Here is a 13,409-nt window from a genome sequence, read left to right as displayed (position 1 = left end):
TGGAGGACTTTTTCTTTATTTTGCTGCTTTATCAGTAACGTACATTTCTTGATACGTATTGTAAACTTCTGGATCTAAGCTATAACCTTGAAGACGTTTGTTGACTGGATTGAGTGAATAACGGAAAAGTGTCGGTACAACTGGTGCATCTTTTACCATCAGTTCTTGCCATTTTTTGTAAACATCCGCACGATAAGCCGTATCGAAGGCTTTTTCAGATTGACCTTCTGCCAGTAGTTTGTCATTTTCTTTACTTACATATCGGCTATAGTTGAAAGCTGATGTGCGGCTGTAAAGTCCTGCTGGGTTAACGTCTGTGCCTGTTCCCCAAGCGCCTAAGTAAATGTCGATATCTTTGTCATCTTTTTCGATTCGATCATAGAAGGAGTTGAATTCCATCAAGCGGCCGTCTGTCAATTCTACATGGATACCGATGTCTTTCCAGTTTTGGATGTAAAATTTAGCTAGCGGTTCAGCGATCTTGTCTCCGGACATCGAAGCAAGGTGGATAACAAGCGGTTTGCCGTCTGGAGTCAGTAGATAGCCATCTTTGTCTTTCTTCGTATAGCCAGCATCAGCTAGCAATTTCTTCGCTTTTTTAGGATCATAGGTGTAGCCTTTCAGATCTTTATCATAGAAAGAAGTGAAGTTCGGGATGATCAGGGAGTTAGCCGGAGTACGCAAACCTTTGTAGAGTGATTTACCTACTTCTGCATTGTTCATCGCATACGCCATAGCCTGACGAAGTTTCGGATCGGCCATTTTGGCATTTTTATCCATTACGTTCTCTTGTTTTTCCTTGTCATAATGTCCTAGCTTGAAACCTAGATAGCTGTAAGAAAGATCATTGTCCCCTAGGAAAGTGACATTGCTAGGTACTTTTTTAGGGTCATATTGTGCGGTCGGATACGAGAGCGCTAGATCATATTTCCCTTGCTTCAAGGATTCATTGATCGTATCTGGACTTGCGACAGACAAGTTCACGCCTGCTAATTTTGGTTTGCCAGCATAGTAATGTTCATTTGCTACAAATTTGACAGATTCGCCGGTAACCATTGATTTGATTTTAAATGGTCCATAGCCGACTGGGTTTTTACGAACGGGGTCAGAAGCGCTCATTTTTGCAACTGGGATGCCTTTAAATGCAGCTTTTTGGATTGGGTAAGACCATAAGCCGGCACGTAAGGTTGGATTGGCTGCTTTGTATGTGAGTTCGACAGTTTTATCGTCTACTTTTTTGATTCCCGAAATCTTATCTGCTTTACCTGCATGATAACCATCCATGCCTTCGATCCCGCTAAAAGTATCATCATAACGAACGCCGTCATAATCTTTATTACCGATAACTTCAAATGCAAATATGTAGTCATCCGCTGTAACTGGTTTTCCATCTGACCATGCTAATTTATCATCGAGAGTAACGGTCACTTTTTTATTGTTGTCAGAGAATTTGATTTTCCCTGCCCCGTTATTGGCGATATTATAATCTTTATCTAAACCGAAAAGTGATGGATAAAAGAAACTTTCAATTTCTTGATCCGGAGTACCTTGTGTGAAAGCCGGGTTTAAGATCCCTTGGAACGGCGTATCGGATACGAGTGCTACATTAGCAACACCGTCCGCTTTTGCCTTCCCGTCTCCCTTAGTAGCTAATGGGAAGTCTTTCTTCACTTCTTTCGTTTTATCACTTGAGCCCGAGTTCCCGCCACAAGCTGCAAGTACAAGCAACACACCAATGATGATACTGATCAAACTGATTCTAGTTCTTTTTTTCATTCTATTCCCTCCAATTTTTTATGATTGTCTTTGACGAGCATCGGTCGCACGTTTAATGGATTGTCCGACAAAATTGATACTCAGCATAAGCACTAATATTAATAAACAGGCCGGCAGCCACATCCACCAATAACTTTGAATGATATCGGGGTCCGTCGCATTGCTGACCAGTGTTCCTAAACTTGGGGTGCTGTCCGGTAGTCCAAAACCGAGATAACTTAATCCCGTTTCGATTCCGATATTTCCAGCTAGCGTCAGCGTAAAGTTGACAATTATCAGGGAGCTGAGGTTAGGCAATATCTGGAAAACGATGATCTTCCAATTTGCCGTTCCTAATGTCTTGGAAGCATTCACATAATCGGCTTGGCGCTCAGATAATACTTTGGCGCGGATCAGCCGGGTTTTTCCTACCCAGAGAAAGAGTGTCATGATCCCGATAAAAGCCCAGATGGAATAATTGGGAATGATCGTTACGACCACGATGATCATCATTAGCATCGGCAAAATATAAACAAAATCAACTAAACGCATGATCAAATTGTCTAATACCCCGCCGAAATAGCCAGAAATAAGTCCCAGAGTAAGTCCGATGACCGCGGAAAAAAGGGTAATGCAAAAGCCGATCGTAAAGGAATTGCGCGCGCCGATGATCAGCTGACCGAAAATATCGCGTCCTGCTGTATCCGTTCCTAACCAATGGGCGGAACTTGGCGCGCTTTGGAGTGCTAATAGATCGACATGTGTGACCGTATCTTGATTGACCACGAAGATCGAACCATAGATAACGACGATAAAAATGGCTAGAAAAACAAGCGAGATCATCGCCATTTTATCTTGAAAAACTTCCCTAATTAAGATCCGCATGCTCGAAGGAGCTTTCTGATTTTGTTCCAGTAATACTTCGCTTTTTTCAATTTCCATCGTTTTCACTTCCTTTCTCTTAATCGACGCGGATGCGCGGATCGATCAAGCTGATGATAATATCGCTTAACAGTGTTCCCAGCAGTGTCAACAGCCCGGAGATCATCAATAATGCCGTGACGACCGGGAAATCACGCTGGGTGATGGAAGATAAGAACAGCTGACCTAGCCCTGGATAACTGAAGATCTGCTCGATAAAAATATTGCCGGCAATGACGCCTGTGATCTCTAAACCTAGAAAGGCAGCAATCGGCAACATGGAATTGCGCAAAATATGCCGACGATAGACTTTGGATTCCGGAACGCCCTTGGATCGGGCTAGTTTTACAAAATCTTTCGGCTTCGTATCAATGATCTCATTGCGCAAAAACTGGATCGTCGTCGTCGTTTGCAGAAAGGCGATCGTAACGGCGGGCAGCAGCAAATGATAGAACTTACTCATAAAATAGCCGAACGTTCCTTTCACTGCATCCGGTGAAACACTTCCGGATGTTGGGAAAAGATTCAGCACAAATCCGAAAACGAACAGCATCAGCAAAGCGAATACAAAGATCGGCATCGCGTAACTCAAATAGTTATAACCGACAACAAATTTGTCGATCGTCCGGTCTTGATACCGACCACTCAATATCCCTAGTGGAATAGCGATCGCATAAGTAAGGATAAGACTGACAACACCAAGCCAGAAAGTGTTCATGATCCGATCACCGATAATATTGACAACAGGAACCTGGTGACCGTATGATATGCCCAAATCACCATGCAGCAACTGCAAGATCCAATGGTAATACTGGGTATACCACGGATCGTTCAATCCGAGCGACTGCCTGATCTCTTCCAGACGGGCAGCACTTAAATGCGGGTTGCTGCCAATCATTCCAGATAACGCATCTCCCGGCATCAATTTTGCCAAGACGAAAATCAAGATACTCAAAATAAGTAACTGCGGCAGCATCACAATGATACGCCTCACAATAAATTTCCCCATCAGTAACTCCCTCCTTGCGGCAATGCAACATAATGCGACTCGCTGACTTGTTTTAGAGGATAAGGGAGCCCTTCCTGGTCAAAAAATTCACCTTGTCTTGTTTCAAACGCCTTTAAAGTGTTTTGCCGCAGCAAATGTTGCTGTTCTCGTTTTTTAGGATCGATATTTGGTATTGCGGCGATCAAACGTTGGGTATATATATGCTCAGGATGTTCGTAAATATCTTCCGCCACGCCCGACTCTACCAGACGACCGCGGAACATGATCCCGATCTCATCACACATATGGCGCACGATTCCCAGATCATGACTAATAAATAAGTATGTAAGCTGGAATGTTTCTTGAATCTCTTTCATAAAGTTGAGTACTTGTGCTTGCACGGAAACATCCAGTGCTGACACGGGTTCATCTGCAATGATCAGCTTCGGCTTCAACGTCAGGCTTCTGGCGATTCCGATCCGTTGACGCTGTCCACCTGAAAATTCATGCGGATATTTATAGATCACATTAGGATTCATTCCGACTTTTTCCAAAATATCCTGCACATAGAGCTGTTCTTCTTTTTTCGTCATTTTTTCGAAATTCCGCAGCGGTTCTGCAATGATATCGAGCACCCGTTTTTTGGGATTCAGTGAACTATAAGGATCTTGGAAGATCATTTGGATATCACGGCGCAATGGATGCCTGTTTTGATGCATCAGCTGCTTTAGATCCTGTCCTTCAAACGAAATATCTCCGCTGGTCGATTTTGTCAGTCCTAAGATCGCCCGCCCAGTCGTGGACTTCCCGCAGCCGGATTCTCCGACCAGCCCATAGGTCTTACCTGCTTCGATATCGATCGACAAACCATCTACTGCTTTAACATGTCCGACCGTTCGCTTTAGAAGACCGCCGCGGATCGGGTAATGCACTTTCAGATCTTTTATTTGTAATAACGCCATTTAAAGTCCTTCTTTCTGTTCATTTTCCGTCCGAAAGTGAAAATGTTTCCAGCATGTACATCGTACGAAATGGCCTTCAGAAAGTTCATGCAATTCTGGATTTTCTTCATGGGCTTCGGCATCGATCCACGGAATCCGCGGGGCAAAACGACAATGTTTACGATCGATATCTTGCAAAGCTGGCACTACTCCTTCAATGACATGTAAGTTTGCTTCTTTTTCTGCCACTTGTGGCATGGAATTAAAAAGCGATCTCGTATACGGATGTTTCGGATCATCGAACAACTCTGCCACCGGGGCAAGCTCGACGATTTCTCCTGCATACATCACTGCAACGCGATCAGCCATTTCTGCTACTACACCTAAATCATGCGTAATCAAAATAATGCTGGAATCATATTCGATTTTGATCTGGCGCAGCAGCTCCAAGATCTGTGCTTGAATCGTTACGTCTAATGCAGTAGTCGGCTCATCCGCAATAATGACGGAGGGATTATTGATCATCGCGATCGAAATAACGATCCGTTGTCGCATACCGCCAGAAAGTTCATGCGGATAGCGTTTATATAACGCTTCCGGTTTATCAAAGCCTATCTTCCTAAGCAGATCACATACCGCTTGATACTTGGCTTTACTTGATTGATTACTATGATAATCCAAGTTTTCTTCAATTTGTTTTCCAACGGTCATCAAAGGATTGAGTGCTGTAAGCGGATCTTGAAAAATAATACTGATACCGGAACCGCGAATTTTATTCCATTCTCTATCAGAAAATTCAGTTATTTTTTCTTCATGAAAAAAAATATCCCCGCTGATGCGTGTATGGAGTGGGTCGTGTAATTTCATCAGCGCCAAAGCAAGCGCGCTTTTTCCACAACCTGATTCCCCCACAATCGCGATCGTTTCGTTGGGATAAATGTCAAGGCTCACGTTATCAACTGCTGCATAGTAGTTGTTATCGATCCGAAATGAAGTTGTTAAATTTCTAACTTCTAAAACTGCTCCCATTTATCATTACCTCTTCTCTTTATAGCGATCCATTATTTCGTTTGAAATATCTGAATATTACATAATTAAGATAAACCAATTACAATTAGTTGTCAATAGTTTTTCACGACATTAAAAAACGCCTATTTTTTGTAACCTATTTCATAAAAATCGATATTTTTTGTAGTTTTTATTATATTTACTTGTATATTTTTGTAAAAACAGTTTCAGTGAGGAATTAAATATTTCTTTTAATTTATAAATAAAAAAACTACTTTGCCCACTATTTTTCTATAAAATATTTTTTATTACCTCACATATTCATGTTTTTTTAATCAAAAAAAAGAACTTCCTTTATCGGAAGTTCTCGAAATTTCATTATTTCATTGTATGCACGATAAGTCCAATGTGGGTAAAGTAGTTCATGACACCGAATGCTACAAAGACAATCCCGGCAATAAGCCAAAGGATTCGGATCCATTTAACAAGCCCGGCGGATGGCTGCGGATTTAATATAAATGGAAATAGCGCAGCGCCGACTCCTGTGATCGCATATAGCAAAGAAATGAAACTGGCTTCTATAAATGGATAATTTGCTAACAGTCCCGAAATCGGTTCTTGAGGCGGTGCAGCGAATAGCTGAAAGCCGACACCTGCAAAGCCGATCGCAATCAGTGCTAGACCCATCGCAGCTCCGAAGTAAGACAGCGGTTTTAATAGATAGGGCAAATCGGTTGCTAACCGTTCGGAAATCGCTTTGCCGTCTCCTTCCTCTACTCCTGCCCTGCGATAAGCACTAACGCGCCTAAATAAGAGCACGGTGGCGCCAAGCAGTAAAACTCCAAATGCGAAGACTGGCTCACCGAAAATGATGTCATCGAATGGGAATCCGATTTTTGACAGCGGCCATGTGAGCGACATATGGGCGCCCGTTATCGTCAAAATAACCCCTAATATCCCAAAGCCTACTGCCCAGCCTTCTAAAGGACTAGCTTTTCCCTTTTTGATGTGCGAACCAAATCGTAAAATCAGTAATAGTGCTACCCCTGTTGATACTGACATGATGGTGTTGTATACTGCCGTAACAGACCAATTAATAACCATTATCGACCCCTCCTTTTGATTTCGCTTACATCTTAAATATAGCAGTAACTTACTTATTGCGCTCACTTTCTGCTTATAAAAAAAGCCCTCTTCATCAGAGAGCTTTCAGACTAAAGAAAAACACTATTTTAATCATTTCCGGGCTATTCCCAGCTTGGCGAAAAATGATTAGATTCTAGGCAAAGTCGAGTACCGAAGCAGAGCGTACTTATGTACGTGAGCATCGGAACACAGACTTTAACGACGAAGATGAGCGTTTTTCGTCAAGCTGAGCCCTCTTCATCAGAGAGCTTTTTCCATATCAGCGGCTGCTGAATTTTCTTCTAAAGGTGCCCGTCAACCAACTACCAATAAATGCTACCATAATAACTAATAGATAAGCATTGCCGATTACGAGTGCACTGAAGAATGCTCCCACCAGCAGAGCGACTAAGCTGACAATAAATACGAACCGAAAACGGATACGATAACTATTCGGCCATTTGTATAGAAAAATTTGAGCAGCGATAAATGAAATAATAAATAAGATTATCAACACGGTTTCATTTCCCATCGTCTTCCTCTCCTTTATGCTTCTTGTTCTGCTTCTCGCTGCGCTTCCAGTTCTAATTGTTGTTTCTCAAAGATTTTAAAGAACGGATAATAGATTGCAAGTGCGATACATAGATTGATGATCGCTAAGATCGCAGCTCCAATACTCCAGTTTGTACTCATCATCGCACCAAGCGGCCCGATCATGGTAAATGGCAGCTTGGCCATCATCATTGGGACAAGCCCTAAGATCGTTGCGATGTAAGAAATAATCGTCAAGACGATTGGTGTCAAAATGAAGGGAATAATCAAAATGGGATTCATCACGATCGGTGTACCAAATACGATCGGCTCATTGATGTTGAAAATACCTGGAACGATCGTCAGCCGGCCCATCTGTTTTACGAACTTCACTTTTGATGTCAGGAACCAGATCGCAAGTGCGATCGTAGTTCCGGAACCACCGATTTGGACAAACCATTGTAGGAATTGTTCTGTAAATAAGTTTGGCAAGTGTGCCGCAGAACCGCTTTTTTCAAAAGCATCCATATTTTCCAAAATAGCGGAATCCCACATCGGCCGAATAATTGGACCGAGAACTGCCTCGCCGTGGATACCGAATGACCAGAATAACTGGATCAAAAGAACAGTCAACAAGCCTCCAAATAGGCTGTTTCCGACTAATAACTGCTTGAGCGGACTTACTAATAATGTGACGGTACTGTTAATGTCAAAATGCAGACCATAGCGGATGATCGCGAATAAAATAATAATGACAAATGTCGGGATCAATGCGGCAAAGGACTTGGATACAGCAGGAGGAACACTGCTCGGCATTTTGATCGTGATGTTTTTTTGAAGCAGAAAACGATAGATCTCAACGGAAATAATGGCAGTAACAATTGCTCCAAATAGGGAAGTAGAACTTAGATCGCCAATCGACAAATAGCGACCCGCATCGATCACTCCCTTTACATTATCCGTTACTTGGATAGGTACCACTACACTTATCAAAAAACCAAGCGTTGACAGCAATCCGGAACTGAGCGGATCTACTTTATAGGATTCTCCCAAAAAATGCCCAACACTGAATGCAGCATACAATGCCATTACACCAACGGTAAATCGAAACGGAATATCGAGGATTGGTCTGATCGGGGCGATCCACTCTTCATAACCATTGATCGGCAAGTTAAGGAAAATAACGAACAAGGAGCCAACCACCGTAAGCGGCAATGTTGAGATCAAACCATTTCGGATAGCGACCAAATGTCTTTGCTTTCCGATTCTGTCAGCAACTGGTAGAAAATATCGCTCTAAAAAACTCATGATTCTGTGCATAATTATTTACTCCTTTTTTTAGAAATGTAAGTAAGCGCTTTTACAGTTGCATGATAACATTCCAAATTTTAGAAGTAAATGCTCGTAGCAGTGCGATGTCACTTTTCCAATTCAAGATGTCACAAGAAAAAGAATTGTTACAAATCGATAACGTTTGATCATGCTGACAAAGCCTTTATTTCCAATGCTTACCTTTCTATTTATTCGTTGCTTTTTTAAGTCAGAAGCAAAAATCTCGTCAAAATGTCACACCTTGTTACTTTTTTGTATTCTGTCTCTTTTTCACCGGTTTGTCACAGAAAAATCATTTCGCTGATTCTGCTTTCTTTTTCCGCACTTCTTTTGCCAAATATTCGACTGTATAAAGTGCTGGCACTTGCGAAGTAATGTCACTGTCGCCGATACTTTCGGTCGAGATGTAATAAGGGATATTGATATCGGAAAGTCGGGCGATCGTCGAGTTGGCACTATTGGTGATCGAAATGATCGAGCTGTTGCTCTCAATAAAATGATTGAGATAATTCGTGATACTTTTCGTTTTCCCACCTACTGAAAGGGCGATCACACAGGTTTTTTCGGCCAATCCTTTATTGAAAAAGGAAACGGGATGGTTCTCCGGGTCTTCGATACTGAAAGCCATACTGAAGATAGAAGAAAAATACAGCGCGCCGTACTCGGCAATGATGTTCGAGGAACCTGAGCCAATGAAGACCACAAGATCTTTATCCGCTAGCAGATCAGCTGCAGCATCGATTCGTTCTTGATAAAATGATTCAGAGCTTCGCTGGATAAAATTCATAAAGGCGGATTCATCGACGGTATGTGTTTTCGGGATTTCTTCCATTTCTTCTAAGTAGATGCGCAGTTTGATTTTAAACTCGGAAAATCCGGCACAATCAAATTTTTTACAAAACCTAAGAATGCTTGCCGTACTACAATGGGTTGCTTTTGCTAAGTCACGGATTCGCATCAGTACGACTTTTTCTAAATGAGAGGTCACATATTTATATATTTCCACATCAATATTGCTTAATTCTGGATTATAATTCAGGAACAGCATATCTTCACCTTGCTTTCTGGGCTTTTTCTCGTCATTCTACCCCATACTACTATAGTTTTACTTATTTAAAAAGAGCAGCACGTATTGTGCTGCTCTTTTAGCGAACGATCGCGCGACTTTTATCAGCCGCAAAATCAGCAATCGTTTTTTCATCAAATGGGTTGATATCACCGTGGATACTATGCTTTAAACCTGCTGCTGCAGTTGCGAATTTCACCGTTTCATCCGGTCGCCATTCGGAAAGGATACCGTGGAGGACTGCGGCAGTATAAGCATCACCGCCGCCGACACGATCCACGATTGGGTAGATCGCATACTCTTCAGATTCCCAGCACTCCCCTTGTGTCCATAAATGTCCCTGCAACAAATGATGCGAGGCAGAAATCACGGTTCGCTTTGTTGCATAGAAGAGTTCGATATTGGGAAATTTATCGTGCATTGCTTGATAATAATCCTTGGTCTCGCTTGGGATCTCAAAGAATGCTACAGCGTCCATCTGACCTGCCGAGCAGTAATCCACTAAAGGTAGCAGTTGCTGATAGGCTCGTTTCGCTACTTCAAGTTTCCAAAGTTTGGCGCGGTAATTCATATCGAAGCTTATCTTGATGCCGTTTCGCTTGGCTTCGCGAATGATTTTTACTACCACTTCCAACCAGAATGTCGATAAGGCGATCGTGATGCCTGACACATGCAGTACCCGAATATCTTTCAAAAGTTCTGATAGATCCCAATCCATTGACTTGTGCCTGGCAAAACTGGAATGTTGGCGGTCGTACACCACACTAGGAGCTTTCAGCGCTGTGCCGCTCTCTAAATAATAGGTTCCCAACCGATCGCCTGCTTCTACCACAAACGCGGTATCCACCTGATGGCGCCATAAATGTTCTACTGCCATTTTCCCGATCGGATTAGCCGGTACGACTGTTGCGATTCTGGTTGGATGGCCTAGTTTCGACAAATTAACAGCAACGTTTGCTTCCGCTCCGCCAATATGGATATCCAGAGCGGTCGTTTGCGAAAATGGGATACCTTGTTGCGTCGATAAGCGCATCAGCATTTCGCCGATTGTTACAACTTGTTTCATGCTGAATCGCCCCGTTTAGCCTTTTGGAAAGCCTCGGAATAAGCTCTTGCAAGGTCGGTCACTGCTGCAAAATCATTCTGTTCTGCCGGAGCAGTTAGATTACCGCCCACACCGACGGCAACGGCGCCAGCATCGATCCATTCTTTTATATTATCTGTACTCACTCCGCCGCTCGGCATCATGCTGACATATGGAAATGGTCCTTTGACTGCTTTGATATAAGAAGGTCCAAATACATTGCCCGGAAAGAGTTTGATGATATCTACACCATAAGTCAATGCAGTTTGCACTTCTTGTGGGGACAAACAACCTGGTAGATAAGGGACTTGATAGAGATTGCATAATTTCGCCGTTGCTTTATCAAAGGTAGGACTCACGATGAAAGAAGCACCTGCCAAAATGGCGATCCGGGCAGTAGTGGCGTCCAAAACGGTTCCGGCACCGATCACAATGTCGTCGTCAGCATATGCTGCTTTTAATTTGTGGATCAACTGATCTGCGCCCTCGATCGTGAACGTGATTTCCAGTACGCGGATATCGCCAGCTACGATAGCTTCACAGGTGCGAAATGCTCTCTCGATCGACTCTCCGCGAACAACTGCGATCACACCTTTTTCTTCTAATTGTTTCAAAATCCCTACTCGTTTCATTCTAACATCTCCAAATCTGATTCTTTTAACTTAATGCAATGAAGCCGATCTCTTCGCCTGCCGTGTATGTCGCTTTTTGTTCTTTCGGCATTGCTTTGATCTTATCCATATTCGTGATAACTACCATGATCGTAATATCTTTTCCAGCAGAAGCTACTTCGGCGATATCCATAGAAGCGATCTGTGTTTTTGTTCCCACCTTATCACCAACTTGGATAAGCGTTTCAAATGGTTTACCTGCTAAGCTAACAGTGTCGATCCCCATATGGACTAATACTTCTACCCCAGAAGGTGTGGTGATCCCGATCGCATGCTTTGTCGGGAAGATCGTGCTGATTACTCCGGCTACTGGCGCAAATACCTCATTTCTATCTGGTTTGATCGCATAACCATCGCCAAGTGCTTTTGATGCAAATGCTTGATCTGCTACTTGTTCCAGCGCTATATATTCTCCAGTTGTGACTGCAGCTAATTCTAATTCTGTTTCCTCACTTTTTTCGCTTTCATCGTCAGCAGGTTTTTTCACAAGGAAAATACCAGCCACGAAGGAAACAGCAATCGCAATAATGATACCTAAGACAGCGAAGATAAAGTATTTACCGATATAGGCCGGCAAACTGAAAATACTTGATAAAATATAACCATAGATCCGAACGCCAAAGGCACTGATAAAGGCAGAAGCCACGGCACTACCGATCGTTGCTGCTAGTAATGCTCGTTTATATTTAGTCAAAACACCGAAGAGAGCTGGTTCTGTGATTCCAAGCAGTCCAGAAAGTGCGGAAGAAATAATAACCGATTTTTCTTGTTGCGTTTTTGCTTTGCGGTACATCGCAAGTGTTGCACCGGTGATTGCCATATTTGCCATGAACATCATTGGCATCAGCATATCGTAGCCTTGATTCGCAAAGTTTTGCAATGCGATCGGTGTCATCGCGTGATGCAGACCGGTAAGAATAGCAACTGGTCGAATCGCACCAACGACGATACCAGCCACGATCGGAGAAATTTTAAACAAGCCTTGAACGATCCAAGCAAGTCCGTCGCCTAAATAAATGCCGATCGGTCCAATAATAACTAAGGCAATCAAACCACCAATAAATAAAGAGAATGTCGGTGTGAAAACTGTTCGCAACACTCTTGGCAGTAGTCGATCGACCCAGCGATAAACATAACTTAATACTAATACTGAGAAAATGATTGGAATAACCGTTCCTGCGTAGTTAAATACTGGAATCGGGATAAATCCAAATAAATGGAATGCTTTGACGTTGCCAGCTGCTACTGCTGCTGTCATCGTTGGATACTGCATCGAAGCGGCAATAGCGACCGCTAGATATTGATTCGTCTTAAAGATTTTTGCTGCCGAGATAGCTACAAAGAATGGTAAGAATACAAAAACGCCACTGGCAAGCATATCTAAAACTTGAACGGTCGGACTTTGGTCGGAAATGACTTTCAGCGCCACCAACCCGGCGATAAGCCCTTTGATCATTCCGGCACCGGCGATCGCAGGTACGATTGGTCCGAATACACCAGAAACGATATCCATGAACATCGCTACAAGCCCACGTTTTTCACGTTTCCCATCGCTTTCTGTACCATCTTCATCAATGCCTAGCTCTTTCGCGAGCGGTTGGAAATAATCGTCAACATCTGTTCCAATAATGATTTGATATTGATTGTTTTGATTTTGTGCTCCTACTACTTCGGGAATGTCTTTAATGGCTCCCTCTTTTATTAATGATTCATCTTTTATATCAAAACGTAATCGAGTCATACAATGCCACGCATTATTGATATTGGCTTTTCCGCCAAGGTTCTCAATGATGGTTTTTGCGACTTGCTCTTTTTTATCCATGATTACCCTTCCTTTTTTTCAAATTTTTGTGCGCGCTTACAAGAAAAAATATAACATAGAATGCCAGATAAGCAAAACGGACAAAAATCAATCAATTGTTAATTAAATCATTGATATAAAGCCGTTTTCTAAATATAAATTTCGAAATTGGACTGGTTTTTATTG

The 13,409-nt window shown here is 42.6% G+C and carries 12 protein-coding genes; all 12 read right to left on the bottom strand.

The features are described from left to right. Positions 1–15: 15 nt before the first annotated feature. Positions 16–1,776 (bottom strand): oligopeptide ABC transporter substrate-binding protein, encoded by a 1,761-nt coding sequence (locus tag EL241_RS02405; RefSeq protein ID WP_036103238.1) that lies wholly within the window; start codon positions 1,774–1,776, stop codon positions 16–18. 18 nt (positions 1,777–1,794) lie between these two features. Continuing rightward, on the bottom strand, positions 1,795–2,697 hold the full coding sequence (locus tag EL241_RS02400; RefSeq protein ID WP_036103235.1) for an ABC transporter permease: 903 nt from the start codon (positions 2,695–2,697) through the stop codon (positions 1,795–1,797). A gap of 19 nt (positions 2,698–2,716) precedes the next feature. Then, positions 2,717–3,685, bottom strand: coding sequence for an oligopeptide ABC transporter permease (gene opp4B / locus EL241_RS02395; protein ID WP_003757628.1), 969 nt, complete (start codon positions 3,683–3,685; stop codon positions 2,717–2,719). Continuing rightward, entirely contained in the window at positions 3,685–4,626 is a 942-nt protein-coding gene (locus EL241_RS02390; protein ID WP_036103232.1) for an ABC transporter ATP-binding protein, read from the bottom strand. The genes opp4B and EL241_RS02390 overlap by 1 nt, the downstream gene beginning before the upstream one ends. Beyond that, positions 4,627–5,634, bottom strand: a complete 1,008-nt coding sequence (locus EL241_RS02385; protein ID WP_003757622.1) for an ABC transporter ATP-binding protein — start codon at positions 5,632–5,634, stop codon at positions 4,627–4,629. Positions 5,635–5,991: 357 nt separating this feature from the next. Beyond that, positions 5,992–6,717, bottom strand: a complete 726-nt coding sequence (locus EL241_RS02380) for a DUF981 family protein (RefSeq protein ID WP_036103229.1) — start codon at positions 6,715–6,717, stop codon at positions 5,992–5,994. A 301-nt stretch (positions 6,718–7,018) separates the two neighbouring features. After that, complete coding sequence (locus EL241_RS02375) at positions 7,019–7,270, bottom strand: hypothetical protein (RefSeq protein ID WP_003757618.1); 252 nt, start codon at positions 7,268–7,270, stop codon at positions 7,019–7,021. Between the two features lie 14 nt (positions 7,271–7,284). Then, positions 7,285–8,589 carry a PTS sugar transporter subunit IIC gene (locus EL241_RS02370; protein ID WP_003757616.1) on the bottom strand — a complete coding sequence of 435 codons (1,305 nt, stop codon included), beginning with the start codon at positions 8,587–8,589 and terminating at the stop codon, positions 7,285–7,287. Between the two features lie 304 nt (positions 8,590–8,893). Further along, on the bottom strand, positions 8,894–9,649 hold the full coding sequence (locus EL241_RS02365; RefSeq protein WP_003757613.1) for a MurR/RpiR family transcriptional regulator: 756 nt from the start codon (positions 9,647–9,649) through the stop codon (positions 8,894–8,896). Between the two features lie 97 nt (positions 9,650–9,746). Further along, a complete protein-coding gene (locus EL241_RS02360; protein WP_036103224.1) occupies positions 9,747–10,733 on the bottom strand; it encodes a sugar kinase in 987 nt (328 codons plus the stop codon). Next, positions 10,730–11,383, bottom strand: coding sequence for a bifunctional 2-keto-4-hydroxyglutarate aldolase/2-keto-3-deoxy-6-phosphogluconate aldolase (locus EL241_RS02355; protein WP_003757611.1), 654 nt, complete (start codon positions 11,381–11,383; stop codon positions 10,730–10,732). The genes EL241_RS02360 and EL241_RS02355 overlap by 4 nt, the downstream gene beginning before the upstream one ends. 25 nt (positions 11,384–11,408) lie before the next feature. After that, on the bottom strand, positions 11,409–13,244 hold the full coding sequence (locus EL241_RS02350; RefSeq protein ID WP_126320317.1) for a glucose PTS transporter subunit IIA: 1,836 nt from the start codon (positions 13,242–13,244) through the stop codon (positions 11,409–11,411). Positions 13,245–13,409: the final 165 nt, after the last annotated feature.

Origin of the sequence: Listeria grayi, from assembly GCF_900638015.1 — a bacterium.
GTDB lineage: Bacteria > Bacillota > Bacilli > Lactobacillales > Listeriaceae > Listeria > Listeria grayi.
This window is presented reverse-complemented; position numbering and strand designations above follow the sequence as displayed.